Origin of the sequence: Bartonella clarridgeiae ATCC 51734, assembly GCF_000518185.1 — a bacterium.
GTDB lineage: Bacteria > Pseudomonadota > Alphaproteobacteria > Rhizobiales > Rhizobiaceae > Bartonella > Bartonella clarridgeiae.
On sequence record NZ_JADC01000011.1, the window covers coordinates 166659 to 187894 of the forward strand.

The 21236-nt window shown below is 34.0% G+C and carries 20 protein-coding genes and 1 pseudogene; 9 read left to right on the forward strand and 12 right to left on the reverse strand.

Annotated elements, in window-relative coordinates; genetic code table 11:
- Position 1: 1 nt before the first annotated feature.
- From T420_RS0104385 to rho, 5 genes are all read right to left on the reverse strand, one after another.
- Positions 2-799 (reverse strand): ParA family protein, encoded by a 798-nt coding sequence (locus tag T420_RS0104385; RefSeq protein WP_013545665.1) that lies wholly within the window; start codon positions 797-799, stop codon positions 2-4.
- Complete coding sequence (rsmG, locus tag T420_RS0104390; protein ID WP_013545666.1) at positions 796-1455, reverse strand: 16S rRNA (guanine(527)-N(7))-methyltransferase RsmG; 660 nt, start codon at positions 1453-1455, stop codon at positions 796-798. Before rsmG ends, T420_RS0104385 begins: the two co-directional genes overlap by 4 nt.
- Positions 1455-3323, reverse strand: a complete 1869-nt coding sequence (gene mnmG / locus T420_RS0104395) for a tRNA uridine-5-carboxymethylaminomethyl(34) synthesis enzyme MnmG (RefSeq protein ID WP_013545667.1) — start codon at positions 3321-3323, stop codon at positions 1455-1457. Before mnmG ends, rsmG begins: the two co-directional genes overlap by 1 nt.
- A 121-nt stretch (positions 3324-3444) precedes the next feature.
- Complete coding sequence (gene mnmE, locus T420_RS0104400) at positions 3445-4752, reverse strand: tRNA uridine-5-carboxymethylaminomethyl(34) synthesis GTPase MnmE (RefSeq protein ID WP_013545668.1); 1308 nt, start codon at positions 4750-4752, stop codon at positions 3445-3447.
- Between the two features lie 29 nt (positions 4753-4781).
- The gene (gene rho / locus T420_RS0104405; RefSeq protein WP_013545669.1) at positions 4782-6047 is read right to left on the reverse strand and encodes a transcription termination factor Rho; all 1266 of its coding nucleotides are present in this window, start codon (positions 6045-6047) and stop codon (positions 4782-4784) included.
- Between the two features lie 653 nt (positions 6048-6700).
- Here rho and T420_RS0104415 point away from each other — a divergent pair.
- The 6 genes and pseudogenes from T420_RS0104415 (at position 6701) to polA (ending at position 13300) form a co-directional block, all read left to right on the forward strand.
- The gene (locus T420_RS0104415; RefSeq protein ID WP_013544367.1) at positions 6701-7534 is read left to right on the forward strand and encodes a pyruvate, water dikinase regulatory protein; all 834 of its coding nucleotides are present in this window, start codon (positions 6701-6703) and stop codon (positions 7532-7534) included.
- Positions 7531-8127, forward strand: coding sequence for a Maf family nucleotide pyrophosphatase (locus T420_RS0104420; protein ID WP_013544368.1), 597 nt, complete (start codon positions 7531-7533; stop codon positions 8125-8127). Before T420_RS0104415 ends, T420_RS0104420 begins: the two co-directional genes overlap by 4 nt.
- A 24-nt stretch (positions 8128-8151) precedes the next feature.
- Positions 8152-8776: pseudogene (locus T420_RS06990) on the forward strand (hypothetical protein).
- The gene (gene coaE, locus T420_RS0104430; RefSeq protein WP_013544369.1) at positions 8773-9366 is read left to right on the forward strand and encodes a dephospho-CoA kinase; all 594 of its coding nucleotides are present in this window, start codon (positions 8773-8775) and stop codon (positions 9364-9366) included. Before T420_RS06990 ends, coaE begins: the two are co-directional and overlap by 4 nt.
- A gap of 13 nt (positions 9367-9379) precedes the next feature.
- A complete protein-coding gene (gene dnaQ, locus T420_RS0104435; RefSeq protein ID WP_013544370.1) occupies positions 9380-10087 on the forward strand; it encodes a DNA polymerase III subunit epsilon in 708 nt (235 codons plus the stop codon).
- Positions 10088-10393: 306 nt separating this feature from the next.
- On the forward strand, positions 10394-13300 hold the full coding sequence (gene polA, locus T420_RS0104440; protein ID WP_013544371.1) for a DNA polymerase I: 2907 nt from the start codon (positions 10394-10396) through the stop codon (positions 13298-13300).
- On the opposite strand, the gene T420_RS0104445 is transcribed toward polA, so the two are convergent.
- The 7 genes from T420_RS0104445 to T420_RS0104475 form a co-directional block, all read right to left on the reverse strand.
- Complete coding sequence (locus T420_RS0104445; protein WP_013544372.1) at positions 13297-14178, reverse strand: endonuclease/exonuclease/phosphatase family protein; 882 nt, start codon at positions 14176-14178, stop codon at positions 13297-13299. The genes polA and T420_RS0104445 overlap by 4 nt on opposite strands.
- Before the next feature lie 93 nt (positions 14179-14271).
- Positions 14272-15045 (reverse strand): Bax inhibitor-1/YccA family protein, encoded by a 774-nt coding sequence (locus tag T420_RS0104450; protein WP_013544373.1) that lies wholly within the window; start codon positions 15043-15045, stop codon positions 14272-14274.
- A 783-nt stretch (positions 15046-15828) separates the two neighbouring features.
- Positions 15829-16332: a signal peptidase II gene (gene lspA / locus T420_RS0104455; protein ID WP_026501175.1), complete on the reverse strand. Its 504-nt coding sequence runs from the start codon at positions 16330-16332 to the stop codon at positions 15829-15831.
- Positions 16329-17177 (reverse strand): TrmH family RNA methyltransferase, encoded by an 849-nt coding sequence (locus tag T420_RS0104460; protein WP_013544375.1) that lies wholly within the window; start codon positions 17175-17177, stop codon positions 16329-16331. Before T420_RS0104460 ends, lspA begins: the two co-directional genes overlap by 4 nt.
- A gap of 2 nt (positions 17178-17179) precedes the next feature.
- Positions 17180-18112, reverse strand: coding sequence for a class I SAM-dependent rRNA methyltransferase (locus tag T420_RS0104465; RefSeq protein WP_026501176.1), 933 nt, complete (start codon positions 18110-18112; stop codon positions 17180-17182).
- Between the two features lie 154 nt (positions 18113-18266).
- A complete protein-coding gene (locus T420_RS0104470) occupies positions 18267-18578 on the reverse strand; it encodes a LapA family protein (RefSeq protein ID WP_013544377.1) in 312 nt (103 codons plus the stop codon).
- A gap of 15 nt (positions 18579-18593) precedes the next feature.
- Positions 18594-18872 carry an integration host factor subunit beta gene (locus T420_RS0104475; RefSeq protein WP_013544378.1) on the reverse strand — a complete coding sequence of 93 codons (279 nt, stop codon included), beginning with the start codon at positions 18870-18872 and terminating at the stop codon, positions 18594-18596.
- 210 nt (positions 18873-19082) lie between these two features.
- On the opposite strand from T420_RS0104475, the gene lptC reads away from it, so the two are divergent.
- The 3 genes from lptC (at position 19083) to lptB (ending at position 21200) form a co-directional block, all read left to right on the forward strand.
- The gene (lptC, locus tag T420_RS0104480) at positions 19083-19733 is read left to right on the forward strand and encodes an LPS export ABC transporter periplasmic protein LptC (protein WP_013544379.1); all 651 of its coding nucleotides are present in this window, start codon (positions 19083-19085) and stop codon (positions 19731-19733) included.
- A gap of 66 nt (positions 19734-19799) precedes the next feature.
- Complete coding sequence (locus tag T420_RS0104485; protein ID WP_026501177.1) at positions 19800-20399, forward strand: LptA/OstA family protein; 600 nt, start codon at positions 19800-19802, stop codon at positions 20397-20399.
- Positions 20400-20405: 6 nt separating this feature from the next.
- Positions 20406-21200, forward strand: coding sequence for an LPS export ABC transporter ATP-binding protein (gene lptB, locus T420_RS0104490; protein WP_013544381.1), 795 nt, complete (start codon positions 20406-20408; stop codon positions 21198-21200).
- Positions 21201-21236: the final 36 nt, after the last annotated feature.

The window sequence follows — 21236 nt, forward strand, 5'->3', positions numbered from 1 at the left end:
TCTAAGCTGCAGCTTGCGCTTGCTTTTCACGTTGAATAACTTCCGACGCCAACCGCAGATAGGCTTGGCTACCAGCACATTTGAGATCATAAAGCAATACTGGTTTGCCAAAAGAAGGAGCTTCAGATACACGTACATTACGTGGAATAACAGTACGATAAACTTTTTCTCCCATAAAAGAGCGGACATCTTCAACAACTTGATTTGAAAGATTATTCCGTCCATCATACATTGTTAAAACAATACCCTGAATTTCTAAAGATGTGTTTAAAATAGACCGTACTTGTTTCACAGTTTCAAGTAATTGGCTTAAACCTTCAAGAGCTAAAAATTCACATTGCATTGGAACTAAAACAGAATTTGCTGCTCCCATAGCATTTAATGTCAAAAGATTAAGAGAAGGAGGGCAATCAATTAAAATATAATTAAATTTTTTGGCTATTTTGGAATCATAACAAAGAGCCTTACGCAATCGTTGAATACGATCTTGTGAAGAAGCAATTTCCATTTCAATGCCTAATAAATCAAGTGTAGACGGAACAATATGTAGATTAGGCACAGCAGTTCTCAAAGCGGCTTCTGCAACTGAGATTCCAGAAACCAAAACATCATAAGATGACAAAGGACGACTATTACGATCGATTCCCAATCCTGTACTTGCATTTCCTTGTGGATCAATATCCATAATAAGAATATTTTCACCAATAGCAGCCAAAGCTGTTGCAAGATTTATCGTCGTCGTTGTTTTACCTACCCCACCTTTTTGGTTTGCAATAGCGATAATTCGTGTTTCGCTCATTTTGCTTTACCCTTTTCACATGATCGAACATGAGAAATTTCTAAGATAACAGAATTTTCATCAATTTTACTTTCATGTTTTAGCAGATCAAAGTGCCAATTGGCAGTAGAATTTTTTATTTCTTTAACGTAATCCCGACCTTTTTGTATAAGAGCAATTGTTTTTTGTGTTAACCAAGGTGACATAAGCTGTAAAAGAGTATCTAATGAAGCTAAACCTCTTGCGGTCAGAATATCCGGTGCTTTTATTTTTTTGTAAACATCTTCGACTCTACAATGATGAACTGTTGCTGGAAGGTTAAGTTGTGCAATAACATTTCGTAAAAAAGCTACTTTTTTTCCATTACTTTCAACTAAATCAATATGCCCCCCTTTTTTTTCTTTGAGAAAAATAGCAATAACAATCGCGGGAAAGCCTCCTCCTGATCCAAGATCACACCAATGTAGAGATTGACTTTTTAAAGGATAAATTTGTGCAGAATCTAAAATATGACGTGTCCATAAAACTGGTATTGTTGCAGCAGATATCAAATTAACATGTTTATTCCATTGTATTACTAGAGATTCAAATTGTATTAAAAGTTTCATCGTTTCACGTGAAACAGAGGGTATTATTTCTAAAGTATACTGATATTTTTTTTCTATAGAAATAACCATTAAGCTAATTTTGCTTTTTTATGTCTTTGACGTTGAATATATGTAAGAATTAGTGATAATGCTGCTGGTGTCATACCATCAATTTTCTTTGCATCAGCAATTGACCGCGGCGATATTTGTTGAAATTTTGCTTTTAACTCATTTGAAAGGCCAGAAATTTCTTGAAAATTCAGAGAAGAAGGAATTTCTAAACGCTCATCTCGTTGAAGAGCCATAATATCTTGTGCTTGTCTTTCTAAATAGACTGCATACTGTGCTTCAATTTCTAAAGCTTCAACTGTTTTAGAATCAATTGAATGTAATTGTGGCCAAAAATGTGCAAGACGCGCCACACTCATATGAGGACGTGCTAAAAGATCATAAGCAGAACGTCTAATTCCATCATTATTAATTTGCAACCCATGAACAGATGCCTCGTTAGGGGTTAAAAAAAGTTTTTGACACATTAAACGTGCTTGATCAAGACGCTGTTGTTTTTGTTGATAACAAACCCAACGGGTCTGGCTAATAATTCCCCATTGTTTTGCCAAAGGTGTTAAGCGAGCATCAGCATTATCAGCTCGAAGTGATAAACGAAATTCAGCCCGTGATGTAAACATTCGATACGGTTCACGAACTCCGCGTGAAATTAAATCATCTATCATAACACCAATATAGGCTGTAGAACGACTTAAAATAATTTCTTCCAACCCACCAACTTGACGTGCAGCATTTAACCCAGCTAAAAGACCTTGAGCTGCAGCCTCTTCATATCCTGTTGTACCATTGATCTGTCCTGCTAAAAATAAACCCGGTAAAAATCGTAATTCTAAATTTCTGGAAAGTTGTCTAGGATCAACAAAGTCATATTCAATTGCATAGCCAGGTTGTAAAATTTCGACATTTTCTAGTCCTTCAATTGTTCTCAAAAAAGAGATTTGTATATCTTCAGGAAGAGATGTGGAAATACCATTTGGATAAATCGTATCATTATCTAATCCTTCAGGCTCTAGAAAAATTTGATGCCCATCACGATCACCAAATTTGATAATTTTATCTTCAATTGAAGGACAATATCGTGGTCCTAATCCTTCAATAACTCCAGAATATAACGCTGATTTATGAATATTTTCACGAATAATTTGATGCGTTTTTTTATTTGTTCGTGTTATTGCACATTCAATTTGAGGTTGCTCGATTTTTTCTGTCAGTAAAGAAAATGGAACAGGGTCTTCATCAGCCTGTTGTTTAAGAAGTTTATTCCAAGAAATAGTTTTTTTGCTAAAGCGAGCAGGTGTTCCTGTTTTTAATCTTCCGAGATTTATACCATAATTTTTCAAGCGTTCAGCAAGTTGTATGCTTGATTGTTCACCCATACGACCAGCAGACCATGTTTTATTACCAATATGGATAAGTCCACGCAAAAATGTACCTGTTGTTAAAACAACTGCATTGGAATAAATATTTCCTTGTTTTTTTAAAAAGGCACCTGAAACACGACCATCTTTAATAATTAGATCAATAACTTCATCTTCAATAAGAATCAAATTATCCTGTTTCTGTAAAAGTTGTTGAATTTTATTTTTATATAACTGTCTATCAACTTGTGTACGTGGACCTCTTACTGCTGGTCCCTTCCGTCTATTAAGAAGTCTAAACTGAATTCCAGCAGCATCTGCTGCTTGTCCCATTAAACCATCTAAAGCATCTATTTCACGAACCAAATGCCCTTTTCCAAGTCCACCAATAGCGGGATTACATGACATCGTTCCAAGTTTTGATATCTGATATGTAACAAGTGCTGTTTGTGCTCCAATACGCGCCGAAGCTGAAGCTGCTTCACAACCAGCATGTCCACCTCCTATAACAATGACATCATATGATTGCATTTAATTTATTCCATAAAGAATTGACTTTAAATTTACATGAAAAAGAACGTATAAAATACATGATCTTATCAATCTGTCTATCAAATAATTATAGATAAATCGAAATGTTTCACGTGAATCATTATTTACCAACACAAAATCGTGAAAAAATAATATCAAGTAAATCTTCAACGTCAATATCACCTGTAATTCGTCCAAGTGCATGACTCGCACGACGAAGATGTTCTGCACGTAGACTTAAATCAAGAGAAGTAGAATTTATCGATGTATTAATTTCTTCTGCAGTTTTTTTCAATAATTGAAGTTGCCTTTTTCTTGCTGGAACAGCATTTCCAATTTCAGTAACGCGGCGTGAACAGAATAATTCAATCTCTTTTATAAAATAATCAAAATTTAAACCACTTAATGTCGAAAATTGTATTGGCCAACGTATTTTATCCCCTTCACAAAGATCGAGTTTATTACCTACATGCCAAATTTCAGCTGAAGTTTTTGGTAAATTAACCTCTTGAGGATTATTCATATCATAAACAGAAATAACTAAATCAGCTTCCATAATGTGTTGTTTTGCGGTTTCTATCCCCAATAGTTCAATCTTATTTTTTGTCTTTCTTAAACCAGCAGTATCTGTAAAAAAAACAAGTAAACCACCAAATACTAATCTAACTTCTAAAGCATCACGTGTTGTTCCTTCCTCTTCTGATACAATAGCAACAGATCTTCCGGAAAGACGATTAATAATACTTGATTTTCCAGAATTTGGAGCACCTGCTATAACAATTCTAATTCCATCACGTAAAATACTTGCACGCTCTCCTGCAGAAATATGTTCACATAGTGAATGGTAAAGTTTCTCTATGTCTTGCCAAATTTTATCAGATACTGAATCAGGAATATCATTTTCATCAGAAAAATCAAGCTCTGCTTCTATTAGAGCACGTGCTGTCATGAGTTTGTGGCGCCAATCACGATAAAGTTTTGTTAAAGTACCACTCGTTCCCATAATTGCTAAACGCCGCTGACTTTCCGTCTCTGCTTGAATTAAATCAGCAAGGCTTTCTGCTTGAATTAAATCTAATTTACCTTCAATAAATGCTCGACGCGAAAACTCTCCTGCTTCTGCAAGGCGACATTCTTCAAATGTAGTCAACTCATCAAGAAAACGATTAACAACAGCCTTGCTTCCATGTAAGTGAAATTCTGCACAGTCCTCTCCTGTAAAACTATGAGGTGCAGGAAAAAAAACAGTTAGGGCAGAATCTAAAAAGCTTCCATCGCGAGCAATAAGATCGCCATAATGCATCAATCGCGCTTTAGGTAAACAACCACAAAGTGTTTTTACAACATTCTTAACATGAGGACCAGAAAGTCGAACAATTGCAACCCCTGAAGGCAACAATCCACTTGAAACAGCAAAGATTGTATCCACAGGATTAATCCTAACTCAAAACAAAAAGCCTATGTATTCATTGAATCAAAAAATTCACTATTATTTTTTGTTTGTTTTAATTTATCAATTAAAAATTCAATCGCATCTGTTACACTCATAGGTGCTAGTATACGACGAAGAACAAAAATCTTATGTAAGTCCTGACGGGCTACTAAAAGATCTTCTTTACGTGTTCCTGATTTCAAAATATCCATAGCTGGGAAAGTGCGCTTATCAGCAACTTTACGATCAAGAACAATTTCTGAATTACCAGTTCCCTTAAACTCTTCAAAAATAACCTCATCCATACGGCTTCCTGTATCAATTAAAGCTGTCGCTATAATAGTTAGAGATCCTCCTTCTTCAATATTACGAGCTGCACCGAAAAAGCGTTTAGGGCGTTGTAAAGCATTTGCATCAACACCACCTGTTAAAACTTTTCCTGACGAAGGAACAACAGTATTATATGCACGTCCAAGACGTGTAATTGAATCAAGAAGAATAACAACATCACGTCCATATTCAACTAATCTTTTAGCTTTCTCAATAACCATTTCAGCTACTTGTACATGACGTATTGCTGGTTCATCAAAAGTAGAAGAAACAACTTCTCCTTTCACAGAACGTTGCATATCAGTAACTTCCTCTGGACGCTCATCTATTAACAAAACAATAAGATAACATTCAGGGTGATTCGTCGTAATAGAATGGGCAATATTTTGTAATAGAACTGTTTTTCCTGTTCGTGGAGGTGCCACAATCAATCCTCTTTGACCTTTTCCTAGTGGAGATATTAAATCGATCACCCGCGATGACATATCTTTGTCTGTAGGATCTTGTACTTCCATTTGAAAACGTTCATTTGAATAAAGAGGGGTAAGATTATCAAAATGAATTTTGTAACGAATTTTTTCAGGATCTTCAAAATTAATTGTGTTAACTTTGAGAAGAGCAAAATAACGCTCTCCTTCTTTTGGACCTCGTATAGGACCCTCAACAGTGTCCCCTGTTTTTAATGAAGAACTTTGTATTTGTGTTGGTGAAATATAGATATCATCTGGTCCTGGAAGATAGTTAGCATCAGCAGATCGTAGAAATCCGAATCCATCTTGTAAAACCTCAACAACACCTTCCCCTATGATTTCTACATTTTGCAAGGTGAGTTTTTTTAAAATAGCGAACATTAACTCTTGTTTACGCATTAACGAAGCATTTTCGACTTCTAATGTTTCAGCAAAAGAGACGAGTTCAACTGGATTTTTACTTTTAAGTTCTTGTAATTTCATTTCCTGCATAAAATATGCTCTTTTAATCAGTGGGGAGAATTGTTTCTAGAAAATTTTAAGGAAAAGAATATTCCTTTAAATAAAGTTATACACTTAACTCTTTTAAACTGCAAGCATTGCTCTTAATAATTCGCTTCTATATGTATCGACTAATCATAAACATTAAAGAAATAATAACAGACTTATCCTGTTTTAAGATATCTCTGTTGAAATATTTTAGAAACTATGTCATTTCCCTCTTAATAAAAATGAACATGAAATTCTATATTTATAATGCTTATCTAAATTTATTTTCACTCTAATAATACATAGAAGCATTTATATGTCATTTATAAAAATATTACCGTTTTTGTGGTAGTATTTTTTTGTTTTATTATGTTTTATATATAAAAAATAAATTTAAAATTTAATAATTCTTCTTATTTAAGTCTGTGTTTAACGTGAATTATTATTTATCCTCAATTTTATCAACAAAGAAAAAGAAAAAATAATAATAATAAATAAACTTTTAATAATATTATCCTCGTTTTTTTCCATAAGAAAAATTTATTTACTACTCCTTTTGAACTTGTGCATAATAATAAAAATTTCACTTTAAATTTTAATTTTTTTTAGAATTTTAGAGTTTTATATACATTAATTAACAAGGAGTTAAATTTTCTGTGGTTAAAAAAAAATCTTTCCATTTGCATATGATTTCTGATGCAACGGGAGAAACACTAATCTCTGCTGGAAGAGCTGTAGCATCGCAATATAAAATAAGGCAAGCGATAGAACATATTTATCCAATGATTCGCAGTAAGATTCAGCTGCAGAGAGTTCTTAATGAGATACAGCAAGAACCAGGTATTGTTCTTTACACGATTATTGATAAAGAAATTAAACAGCTAATTGATGAAGCATGCACAAAAATGTCTATTCCTTGTGTTGATATATTAAATCCTATTTTAAATGGCTTTCAATCTTATCTTGGAACACCTAAAAATTTACGTGTAAGCGCACAGCATGAACTTAATGCAGATTATTTTCGTCGTATTAAAGCTTTAGATTTCACAATAGAACACGATGATGGGCAATCTCCTGATAGTTTATTAGATGCGGACGTAATTCTTATAGGTATTTCAAGGACTTCTAAAACACCAACAAGTATCTATTTGGCAAATCGTGGAATTAAAACTGCTAATGTACCTCTTGTTAAAGGGATTGATTTACCTCAGACTCTTTTTGAAGCAAATAATGCTTTAATTGTTGGTTTTATTGCTTCAGCTGAAAGAATTTCACATATTCGCGAAAACAGAAATTTAGGAGATAGTTTTGCTATTGAGAGTTATACTGATCGTATTAGAATAGCAGAAGAACTTATTTATACAAAACGTATTTGTGAACGTTTTTGTTGGCCTATTATTGATGTTACAAGGCGTTCTATTGAAGAAACGGCTGCAGCAGTCTTTGAACTTTTATCGCAATTTCGTGAAGGAAAAGAAGAGAAAATATGATAAAAAAATCATTAATATTAGCATCTCTTAGTCCCTATCGTGCGCAATTATTAAAAAAAGCTGGTTTAAAATTTTCTGTTGAAGGAGCTTCCTTTGATGAAAGAAAGATAGAAAAAACAGCAAAGATAAAAACTCCTGAAAAACTCTGTTCTTTTCTTGCAAATATGAAAGCAAAAAATGTTTCTGATCGTTTTCCTAATGCATTAGTTATTGGTTGTGATCAAGTTTTTGATTTTGAAGGTCAAATTTTTCATAAAGTAAAAAATGATCAAGAAGCACGTCAGCGTTTACATATGTTATCAGGAAAAAAACATTCTCTTCATAGTGCTATTGCTTTAGTTCAAAATGGTAAAAAAATTTGGTCTGAAGTTTTTAGTGCTCATATGACGGTACGTCCTCTCTCATTAAAATTCGTTGAAAATTATTTAACACGTGTAGGAGCAGATGTTTTAAAAAGTACGGGAATCTATCAGATTGAGGGAGAGGGAATCCACCTTTTTGAAAAAATTGAAGGGGACTTTTTTACTATTGTTGGTTTACCTTTACTACCTTTATTAATTAAATTACGTCATTTAGGAGTTATTGATAGCTAATTTGGTAATAAATTACAGAAAAAAATGTATCCGCGTCCTTGTATTATTGGTTACCCAATTAATCATTCAAAATCACCAAAAATTCACAATTTTTGGCTCAAACAATATAATTTATCAGGTGAATATCTTGCAAAAGAAGTAAAATTTGGAAAATTAAAAGATTTTCTTACATTTACGAAAAAAAGAAACTTTTGTGAGGGTAATGTTACTTTACCATATAAACAAGAGGCTTTCCATTTAGCAACTTATAAAGAACAGATAGCGACAATTATCGGTGCTGTTAACGCACTATGGTTTGAAGGAGAAAAGCTTTGCGCCACAAATAGTGATGCTTATGGTTTTTGTGCTAATCTTGATGATTTTTTTCCTGATTGGGCTGGAGGAACAGCTCTCGTTTTTGGTGCAGGGGGTGCTGCACGTGCTGTTTTATATGCTTTAAAAAAACGTAGATTTGAAAGAATTTTTTTGCTTAATTAATAACGCCTTTTTTATATCAAGCAAAAGCTCATGGTTTAAAAAAGTTGATAGACTCGGAATGCTTTTACACCAAGCTGTTCCTGGTTTTGAACGGTGGTTTGGAATAAAATCATTAGTAACAAGAGAATTGGGGAAAGCAATCTTAGAAGATATGAGTGAAAATAAATCATGAAAATTATAGGGCTAACTGGGTCAATAGCAATGGGAAAATCAACAACTGCTGATTTTTTTAAACAAGCGGGTGTTCCTGTTTTTAGTGCTGACGAGGCCGTACACCAACTTTACAGGAATGAACTAACAATATCTCTTATAGAGCGTGCTTTCCCAGGTGTTATTGAAAACGGCCAAGTTAATCGTCTAAAACTTTCTGAAATATTAATCAATAACATTGAAAAATTAAAGATTTTAGAAGAAATAATTCATCCTTTGGTGCAGAAAAAAGAAAGAGAATTTATTAATATAGCACGTCAGCAGAAAAAAAAATTAGTTGTTCTTGATATTCCTCTTCTTTTTGAAACAAAAAGTGAAAATCGTGTTAATAGTGTGGTTGTTGTGTCTTCACCACCAGAAATACAAAAGGCACGCGCAATGAACCGTCCAAATATGAACGAAGAAAAATTTTTAATTATTAATACTAAACAAGTATCTGATAAACAAAAACGAAAATATGCTGATTTTGTTATTGATACGGGGAAAGATTTGGAAAATACACGTCAACAAGTTTTAAAGGTAATAAAAAGTCTATTAAAAGACGATTCTTAAAAGAGTTAGAGCAATGCGTGAGATTATTTTTGATACTGAAACAACAGGATTAAATAAAGAAAGTGATCGCATAATTGAAATCGGTTGTATAGAAATGATCAACCGTTACCTTACAGGGCGTCGATTCCATGTTTATTTAAATCCGCAAGGAGTTGTTATTCCTGATGAGGTTGTCGCTATTCATGGATTAACGAATGAACGCTTAAAAGATGAAAAAAAATTTGATGATATTGTCGATGCGCTTTTGGATTTTATTGATGGGGCAACGATAGTTGCTCATAATGCAAATTTTGATATCGGTTTTCTTAATGCAGAATTAGAGCGAGTTAATAAACCTCTTGTCAGTATTAATCATGTCATTGATACATTGGCTATAGCACGACGCAGGTTTCCTACGGGACCTAACTCTCTTGATGTCTTATGTAAACGTTTTGGAATCGATAATAGTCATCGTGTACTTCATGGAGCTCTACTTGATGCAGAGATTCTCGCTGATGTGTACATTGAGTTAATTGGTGGAAAACAGGGAATATTTGGTTTTGATAATTGTGAAGATTTTGATGTTATGAGTGTTCAAGATGGCAAGAATGCTTTCCATACAACTAAAATTCGTTTTCACCCCTTACCTCAAAGATTAAGTAAACAGGAAAAAGATATGCATGCTAATTTAATCAAAAAGATAGGTGATAAAGCTCTATGGAATCACTTCAAGATTATCTAAATAAAAACTGTTCTGCCTTTTTATTGAAAGTTTTTTAAAAAACACGGCCGTTGTGGGGAGGGGAACACCACAACGACCTCATCGCTACATTGTACCCCAGCTATCATAGGAGGAACAAAACAAAGCTATTATATCCTGTAACAGCAAAGAAAAGCTCTAGGTACTGAACATAAAACGCAACGATATCCTAAATATATAACAATAAAAAATGTCTTTTTAGAGGCAAAACCAATAAATTTTAAAATAGGATCAAGAAAAATATAAAAGTGTATTTTCTTTATGTGAAAATGGAGAAACAAAATCGTTATGAAAGCAAATGACCACCTTTTTTTAGTTGATGGATCAGGCTATATTTTTCGCGCTTATCATGCCTTACCACCTTTAAAGCGCAAAAAGGACGGACTTCCTGTAGGAGCTGTGGCTGGTTTTTGTAATATGCTATGGAAATTACTCTGTGATGCTCGTAATACAGCTATTGGTATTGTTCCGACCCATGTTGCTATCATTTTTGATTATTCATCTAATACTTTTCGTAAGCAAATTTATCCTCAATATAAAGCTAATCGAACAGCACCTCCAGAGGATCTCGTTCCTCAATTCGCGCTAATACGGCAAGCAACAAGAGCTTTTAATTTACCTTGTATCGAAAAAGAAGGATTTGAAGCAGATGATTTAATCGCTACCTATGCGCAATTGGCGACACAAGTTGGAGCAAAAACAACTATTATTTCTTCTGATAAAGATTTGATGCAATTAGTAAACACACATGTATCTTTATATGATGGTATGAAAGATAAGCATATAGGTATTTCTGAAGTCATGGAAAAATGGGGTGTAATGCCTGAAAAAATGGTTGATTTTCAAGCTTTAACTGGAGATCCAACGGATAATATACCAGGTGTTCCAGGTATTGGTCCCAAAATTGCAGCACAATTATTAGATCAATTTGGTTCTCTTGAACTTTTGTTGCAACGTGTGACAGAAATTAAGCAAATAAAACGACGTGAAAATATTCAAGCTTATAGTGAGCAAGCAAAAATTTCTCGTGAACTAGTTAAACTTAAAAAAGATGTTCCTATAGATAAAAGCTTAGATCATTTTATTTTGGAACCACAAGACGGTCCACGCTTAATTGCTTTTTTGAAAGCTATGGAGTTTACAGCACTAACACGTCGTGTAGCAAAAGAGACATCATGTGATGCAGCGGTTATTGATGCGTTAGATATAGATATTGAGTGGGAAGAAACTACGTGTGAGGCTGATTTGAATGTCAAGGAAGATAATAAAGTCTTATTCCATGATTTTTCTGAAAATTCTCCACAGATTTTGGCGCAAAAACGCAAAGATCAAACTCTTACCCAAAAAATTGCAAGAGATGCCTATAAAACTATTCTTGATGAGGAAATTCTAAAAGAGTGGTTGTTAGAAGCAGAAAAGCAAGGTTATTTTGCTTTTGATACTGAAACAACCTCTCTTGATCCTATGCAAGCAAAGCTTGTTGGTTTTTCATTGGCTTTACAGCCTGGAAAAGCAGCTTATATCCCACTTGAACATACTGCAGGAGAAGATGGTCTTTTGGCAGGTGGGCGTATTGTTCCACAAATTGAAACACAAAAAGCTTTAGCGCTTTTAAAACCTATATTGGAAAATCAAGCAATATTAAAAATTGGCCAAAATATAAAATATGATTGGTTAGTGATGAAGCAATACGATATTGTAATGCGTTCTTTTGATGATACAATGCTTTTGTCTTATGCTTTAGAGGCTGGAATTTCCACGCATGGTATCGATGTTTTGTCTGAACGTTGGCTTGGGCATAAGCCAATTACTTATAAGGATTTGACTTATAATGGAAAAAAAATAGTCTCTTTTGCACAAATAGATTTGAAACAAGCAACTCTATATGCAGCGGAAGATGCTGATATAACTCTTCGTTTATGGCAAGTGTTAAAACCACAACTTGTAGCGCAAAGGATGACAAAGATTTATGAACGTCTTGATCGTCCATTGATAGAAATTCTCGCAAGAATGGAAGAACGCGGAATTCTTGTCGATCGACAGATTTTATCACGCCTTTCAGGAGAGTTGGCACAGGCTGCTTTAAATCTAGAAGAGGAAATTTATCAGCTTGTTGGTGAAAGATTTAATATTGCTTCACCAAAGCAACTGGGGGATATCCTTTTTGGTAAAATGGGCTTGCCTGGTGGTGCTAAGACTAAAAATGGCCAATGGTCAACATCGGCACAAACTTTAGAAGAGTTAGCTACTGAAGGCCATATTTTACCAAGAAAAATTGTTGATTGGCGTCAACTTGCAAAACTAAAATCTACCTATACAGATGCTTTACCCTCTTATATTTTGACTAAAACAGGTCGTGTTCATACAAATTATTCTCTAGCAACAACATCGACAGGGCGATTATCATCATCAGAACCTAATCTGCAGAATATTCCAGCACGAACTGCTGAGGGACGAAAAATTCGAGCAGCTTTTATTGCTTCAGAGGGGCATATATTGTTGTCTGCTGATTATAGCCAGATTGAATTACGTATCCTTGCGCATTTTGCAGATATAGGGGCATTAAAAGAAGCATTTTTACAAGGTCAGGATATTCACGCTATGACTGCATCCCAAATGTTCGGAGTTGCAGTTGAAGGAATGCCGTCAGATATACGTCAACGTGCGAAAGCCATTAATTTTGGTATTATTTATGGTATTTCATCCTTTGGATTAGCAAATCAATTGGGGATTTCGCGCAAGGAAGCTGGCAATTATATTCGGCTCTATTTTGAAAGATTTCCAGGGATTGAAGATTATATGGAAAAAACAAAAATGTTTGCTCGTCATCATGGTTATGTGGAGACCATTTTTGGACGTCGGATCCATTATCCTGAAATAAAAACAGCTAATCCACAAATTCGTGCCTTTAATGAACGAGCTGCTATCAATGCACCAATACAAGGATCTGCAGCAGACATTATTCGCCGTGCTATGATTCAAGTGGAAAATGCTTTAGAAAAAGAAAAATTGTCGGCTAAAATGTTATTGCAAGTACATGATGAACTTATTTTCGAAGTATCGAAATCCGAAAGTACAAAAACTGCAATTCTTATTAAAAAAGTTATGGAAAATGCTACAATGCCGGCATTATCCTTGTCTGTACCACTTGAAGTGAAAGTTATAGCTGCTCAAAATTGGAATGAAGCACATTAGTTTTTTTCATTCATTTTATGTTTAAGAGTGGCCATTGCTTTTGCAAGGTTAAGATACGCTTTGATGGGCAAATGATCAGAAGCAATACGTGCTAATGGTGAATAATGGCTTTCAACATTTGTTACTAATTGATGAGGAAAAGCAAAAATTCTATCAAGAGCTAAAAAAGGAAAGCGAGAGGGAAAGCTTGGCACGTTGCCAAGTGTGACGTCAAAGTAAGAGGAAAAAAAATTTAATGATGAGCCTTTTCCATTTCGCCATTCATTTAAGTCACCGATGAGAAGTGTAGGCATAACAGAATATTTTTTAAGAAGTGCAAGAAGCATTTTGACTTGCTGATTACGAGAATGGCGTAACAAACCAAAGTGAGCAGCTATAACACGAATAAAACCTGATTTCATTTTTAATTCTACAATTATAGCACCACGTGGTTCAAAACCAGGTAAAGTGATTTGTGAGATATTATGTATACGTCCTTGGCGCAAAAAAAGAGCATTGCCATGCCAACCATGGCCATTCGGTGACATGGTATTTAAAGGCACTGGAATTAACCCTGTTTCAGCTTTTAAGAGTTGAAGATCAACCAAACCGGTGCGTTCACCAAAACGCTTATCCGCTTCTTGAAGAGCGAGAATATCAGTTTGTAATTCAGCAATAACACGCACAATACGAGTAGGATTAAAAATTCTATCAACACCAACACATTTGTGGATATTATAGGAAGCTATAGTAAGATCATAGTTATCATTACGATTGATTAAATTTTTTTGGTAACTAGGGCGATTATAAGAAATCTTTAATAAAGAATTATGAAATTTTTTCTGAATGAGAGGCCAACGAAATTTTAGTTTCTTTGTTATTTTGTATTGTTTAATCATGTCAATAAGTTTAAAGACAGCGCTTATATTAAAGATTAAAAAAACCCCGTTTTCTTTAGAAAACAGGGCTTTTAAGTTAAATAATAATTTTTATTAATCGCGATTCGAACCAAGAAATTGCAACAAAAAAACAAACATATTTATGAAATCAAGATAAAGATTCAGTGCACCCATAATGATTTTACGGCCGCGAGTATCATCTCCATCTCCTTCATAATACATTAACTTTATATTTTGCGTATTATAAGCTGTTAAACCAGCAAAAACGAGAATACCAATCACAGAAATCGCAAATTGCAAAGCACTTGACCCGAGAAAAATGTTCACAATTGCGGCAAGCATTAAACCAATTAAGCCCATAAACAAAAATGAACCTACAGCTGTAAGATCACGTTTTGTAGTATAACCGTATAATGATAAGGAACCAAAAGCAGCAGAAGTAATAAAAAATGTTTGCACAATGCTTTCTGGTGTATAGCGCAGAATAATTGACGATAGTGAAAGCCCTACAAGAGTAGCATAAGCAAAAAAGAGACTTCGGGCAACACTGGTACTAAGCGTATTAATCTTAAAAGTGAGAAATAATACAGCTACAAGCGGTGCAAACATAATAACATAAGAAAACGGCGACATATAAAATGTCACACCAAATGGCGTTAAATAAACACTTCCATTGATTTGAGCTGCAGCTTGATTCATATCTGTTGTCGTAACCAATGACGCGATTGCATAAGCGGCAGCAGCTGTAATAAGCAAACCAATGGCCATTGTATTATAGACGCCCAGCATATAACTGCGCAATCCTTGATCAATTGATGCATCGGCATGAGAAGCAGATACCGAACGTAAATTTTTAAAATCAGCCATAATATTAAGTCCTTTAGCATATGTTCCGTAGGGTATATGAATTAAGAGAAATTGTTGTTCTTATATAAACTTTTCTTAAGCATATATAAAAACTCCTCGACACCCTGACGGAATTCTAGCACACTTAATCCCTATTATGGAGATTTATTTAAAAATTACAAGAGATTTTTGTTGAAAGAAAAGTTTACAAATTAGTAATAAAAGGGTGGTTTTTCCAAATCAACGGAGGTGCAATGTAACTTTTTGAGCAATGATGTTTCTTCTAAATGTGCTTGACGTAAAAAACGATATTATAACATTAATACACGTTTTGTCAGTTTTAGTGGCTAAATAAAAATAAAATCAATGGGCGAAAAAATTCAATATAGGGCTAGTGCTTTCTATGCCGATTGTAAAGTGAAAAAAGTTAATACAATATTATTCGAATGGGAAAAAAAACTTCGAATATTCTCTTTCTTTTGATTAAGTTTTATTAATTTTTAAATTAGTTAGAATATCGATTTCTGTGAGCATTAATCTTTAGCTTTTAGAGTTTGTAAGAGGATTTTAAAGAGCTTTTTCTATATCTTATAATAATGAGAAGCTTTAACAGATTTACGAGGAAGTATGCTATTCCTATTTGCGCATTAACATAGAAAAAATGAGTTTTTCATACCTAGTTATAGTTACACGGAATATTTAGAAGAGACCAGGAGATGCTTATTTAGAATTTAAAAGAAAATCTGATTTTCTTTGTTTATTTTATACAAAAGTAAAATACCCTTGGAAAAGAAAACGATATGCTTATTCAAAAGATGTATTTTCAGGATAATGTTTTTTTTTAGTCAATATACGAAATTCGTCGATTAAAACAGCAACAGCACCAAGCGTGATAAAAGTATCAGCAAGGTTGAAAACAGCAAAAGAAAAGACGCCGTTAATGTGAAATAATATATAATCTATTACATAATGGAAGCGAATACGATCAATAAGATTACCGATTGCTCCACCAATAATAAAAGAAATACCAAAATACGATAAGAATTTGTCATTTTCAGTATTTTTCCACAACCATAAAAGAAAAACAATAATAATGAGCGTAAGAGCAATAATTCCCCAATGAGGATAGGAAGAAAGAAATGAAAATGCAATGCCAGAATTATGTACATGATAGAGAGAAATAAAAGAAAGAATCGGTATTTCTGCCCCTAATTGTATGGTATGCATAACCCAATATTTGATTCCCTGATCAAGTCCTACTGTAAAGATTAAGGTGAAAAAAAGAAAGAGCAATGATTTACGTGTCATCTTTTGTCCTTGCATATTTCAAGATTTAAGTAAGGACGGCGAATTTCATAGAGCATAAGAGCTGTAGCTACTGCTAAATTAAGTGAATCAGCATATCCACATTGCGGGATACGTGCCAGATTATTGCAATGATTTGCAAGGACATCGGATAAACCTTTTTGTTCATTCCCCATTAAAAGTATAATGGGACCATTTTTAAAATCAATTGCGCGGTAATCGACAGATCCTTTAAGATGTGTACCAACAATCATACCTTTAAAATTTGTAGACCAATTTAAAAAAGCACTTTCATTACAACGATACAGTGGTATGGAAAATATAGAGCCCATTGTTGCACGTACTGTTTCGAGTGAAAAGGGATCTGTTGTTTCGCCAATCAAGAAAATTCCTTTTGCTCCTACCGCATCGGCAGTACGGATGATAGTTCCAAGGTTTCCAGGATCACGCACACGATCAAGAGCGATATAGACATCGTCGACTCGTCTTATGATTGTTTTAATAGAGTGCCATTGTTGTTTAAAAATACCGACAACTTTTTGCGGGTTATCACGGTGAGTAATGGATTCCAGAACCTTTTGTGAGGCTTTAATTACAGAACCACCATTGGCTATAGTATTTGCAGCGGCGTTTTCAATGATAGTATTATTAAGTGAGTTTTTAGAAACTATGAGTGTTTGAATTGTCCAACCAAGATTTAAAGCATCAATAACTAGTTTTAATCCTTCTGCTGTGAAGATACCTTCTCGATTACGGTTCTTCTTTTTATTTAGCGCTTTAAGATCTTTAATGATAGGATTGCTAAGGGATGTAATTTCTTTAACTTTGCCGGTTTTTTGTTTATACATGTTCAAGCAATCCAACGGCTAAAAAGAGAAGTAGAAAGAGCACGTCCAGCAGATTCTTCACGCAAAATCAATTCTCCTGACTCTATAGTACCACCAAGATTTGTAAATACATCACGCATTAAAGTATGAAATGTATAGAAGGAAGCACGAATAGAATAAACTGTCAGAATGACAGCAAGTGGTTTGTTTGATAAGAGCTTGCGACAGTTTTTGATCATAGTTGGTAGGTGATCGAACAATTGCCAAATTTCGTTATGAGGTCCGCGTCCATAAGTAGGAGGATCAAGGAGAATCAAATCATAGCTTTTTTGACGGCGTAATTCACGTTCAACAAATTTTACTGCATCATCACATATCCAGCGAATGGGACGATCTAATAATCCTGCTTTTTCTTGATTAGCTTTTGCCCAAACGATAGCCTTTTTAGAAGCATCAACATGAGTAACAATTGCACCTGAACGTGCACCAATCAAAGAGGCAATGCCTGTATAGCCAAAAAGATTTAACAATTTGACAGAACGATTGGTTTTAATAATTTGTTCTTCCAGTGAACGCCAATGAGCATCTTGTTCGGGAAAAACGCCCACATGGCGAAAAGAAGTAAAACGTCCCAGAAAAGATAAACCATTCCAAGAAAGTGGCCATGTTTTACCAAGTGGCTTTTTAGGAAAATACCAACGACCAATACCTTCTTCATCTCGGTTACCTGTAAAAATTGCATCAGCATTAGCCCAATTTTCTTGTGATAAAGCTGGTTCCCATAGCGCTTGACTTTCTGGCCGAATAATACGGTAAGAACCATAACGCTCTAGTTTTTTTCCATTACCAGAATCAATTAAAGCATAATCTGCGCTCGCACCTGTTTCTAAAATAAAAGGCAATTTTTCTCGTGAGTATACATTGCTAGAGCGTGGTTGAAAACATTGTACAGGCATATTGAGTGTCATAATATATTGTTCTAGAAGGAGATTATTTTAAATAGTCGTTTAAGTTCTTATGCTGTTAAAAGTCTTAAGTTAATTAACTATGTATAGGAAACAAGAGAAAACATTTGTAGATTTATTATCGAGTACTATAGGGAAAATTTCGTTAAAGTGCCATTATATTAGATTTATTAGCAATTGATATTTTTAATTTCTCTATCTCTGCTTTGCTTTCTTTTAAGGCTTTGCGGTTTTTATGTTGTGCGAACCAATTGATTATACTGCTCAGAAAAATACCGAAACAAAAAAAAATAAAAAGCCAGACAAAGAGAGGAGCTTGATAAGTAAAATATTCAGAATTGTTTTGAAGAGGATTAAGCTTTAATATAACTACTTGCCGGTTAGCAACAATGAAACCAATCAAGAAAACTGTAATAGGTGTCAAAATCACCGCTAAGAGGATACGTTTAATAATCATGGATTTACTCATTTATTAAGTATTAAGTCGGTCACGCAAATCTTTACCTGTTTTGAAAAAAGGAACCCATTTCTCTTCAACCATAACAGTTTCACCTGTTCGTGGATTGCGACCATTACGGGCTAAACGTGTTTTTATAGAAAAAGCACCGAAACCACGTAGTTCAACACGTTGACCATTGGCGAGAGCTGCTGAAATTTCTTCAAAAATAGCATTCACAACATTTTCTGCATCACGTTGCATAAGATGCGGATTATGACGAGCAATAATTTGTACAAGTTCTGATTTAACCAAAATAGCCCCTCTTTCATATGAAAAAAGATTTTTCGTTGCAATTGTGTGTCTCATATATGTGCGTTACGTATATAGAGATACATATTCCAATATATAAATCATTAAGAGTAAAATAAAACCAATAAAGGAAAGATTGCAATAAATAAAATTTAAAATATGTCTTATAAAAACTCTATAAATCAAAAACGAGATATCTGGGAAATTAAAAATATGACTCTGCATGATCAATATGAATTATTTTCAATAGAATCATCTTTTAGAAATGTTTTAAAAAAAACATATTATCACTCCTATCAGGTTCGCTTACTCAGAATTTGTTTACCGATTTTTGCATTGATTATAGCATTGGTTTTTTGCTGGTTTACATTTTTTTCTATTTTTGTTCCCTTTGATAATGTGCTTTTGAGACATGAAGAAGAAAAAATAGCACAATTAACGATGCTTAATCCAAGATTGGAAGGCTATACAAATTTTTATAAGCCTTACTGGATTAAGGCAGAAAAAGCGTTTCAAGATCGTAAATCTTCGGGGATTATAGGGCTAAAAAATATCACGGCTGAATTGCCTACAGGCAAACAGGGGCAACTTTTTATTAATGCAGAAGAAGGAGCTTATGATAATATTAACAGTCGTTTACAATTAGATAAACCTTTTACGGTTACAACGAAAGATGGAATAATTGCACAATTTATGACTGCGAATATTAATTTATCTACAAACCAATTAAACACAGATCAACCTGTAAATATTCAAAGTACGGGTTTCCATCTTATGGCGAATGCTCTGCAAGTTTGTGAGAAAGAACAAGTTATGTATTTTCAAAGGGGAGTACATATCATTCTTGATCAAAGAGAAAAATAGCAGAAGGAATTTTGAATAGTGTTTATAGAAGGTATACGTAAGTTTATACGAGAAAAAAAATCAATAATGAAGCCAAAAAAATCGCGTAAAGAATGGGTAAGTATCTTAGTTTTAAGTATGGCGATATTAGGATCAGTTAATGGATATGCTCGAGTAACCCATTTCGGAATCGATGGGTTAAATGGAAAAGAGCCAATGGAAATTCACGCAGATTCTTTAGAAATACGTGATAAAGAAGGCATTGCTATTTTAAATGGAAATGTTTCAGTGATGCAGAGTGAGCGACTTTTACGAACGTCAAAATTAGTTATTTATTACAATAAAGCACATGTAACAAATGATATAAATCAGTTAATAACAAAATCAGTTTTTTCTGGAAAGATTGGTTCAACAGATATAAAAAAAGTAGAAGCTTCAGGTGAGGTTTATATTAAAATGGCAACACAAACTGTTACGGGTGATAAAGCTATTTTTGATGGACAATCGAATATGATAATCTTAACAGGTAATAATGTTGTGTTAACCGATGGTGATAATGTAGCTACAGGGTGCACATTAACAGCTAATATGAAAACTGGAAAAGCTTCTCTTGAAGGATGTAAGACATCTGGAAAGAAGAATCGTGTTTCGATTATTTTAGAATCAAGCTCAAAGAATGGTCGTTAAGATTTCATGTTTGGAATCAAAAAAGAAAAGCAGACGATTGAACACAATTTTACGAGTGAGGCTTTAAAAAAAACCTCAAATAGGATCTTAGTTGCTCATAATTTAATTAAAGCTTATCGAGGAAGACAGGTTGTTAATCATGTTTCTTTTAATATTCGTGCTGGAGAGACGGTCGGTATTTTAGGTCCTAATGGTGCTGGTAAAACGACCTGCTTTTATATGGTTACGGGTTTAATCAAATCTGATGGTGGTTTAATCGAGATTGATGGGTTTGATATTACCCATCTGCCAATGTATAGACGTGCTCGTTTGGGGATTGGATATTTACCGCAAGAAGCCTCAATTTTTCGTGGTCTTTCAGTAGAAAATAATATTAAAGCTGTTTTGGAAGTAATTCAAAAAGATCGCTTTAAACGCTGTGAAGAGTTGGACGCGCTTTTGCATGAATTCAAAATTGATCATTTACGCAAAATACCGGCTCTTTCTTTATCAGGAGGTGAGCGAAGGCGTCTTGAAATTGCACGCGCTTTAGCTTCTCGTCCCAATTTTATATTACTTGATGAACCATTTGCAGGAATTGATCCCATCGCTATTTCTGATATTAAACAGCTTGTTCGTCATTTAACTCAACGTGGTATCGGTGTTTTGATAACGGATCATAATGTGCGCGAAACATTGGAGCTTGTTGATCGTGCTTATATTATTCACTCAGGAAAAGTTTTAGTTCATGGTTGTCCGGATGTCATTATCAATAATGCTGATGTCCGTAAAATTTATTTGGGAAATCAGTTTTCTCTTTAGTTTTTTTAGTTTCTATAGAATATTCAGGTTTAAAAA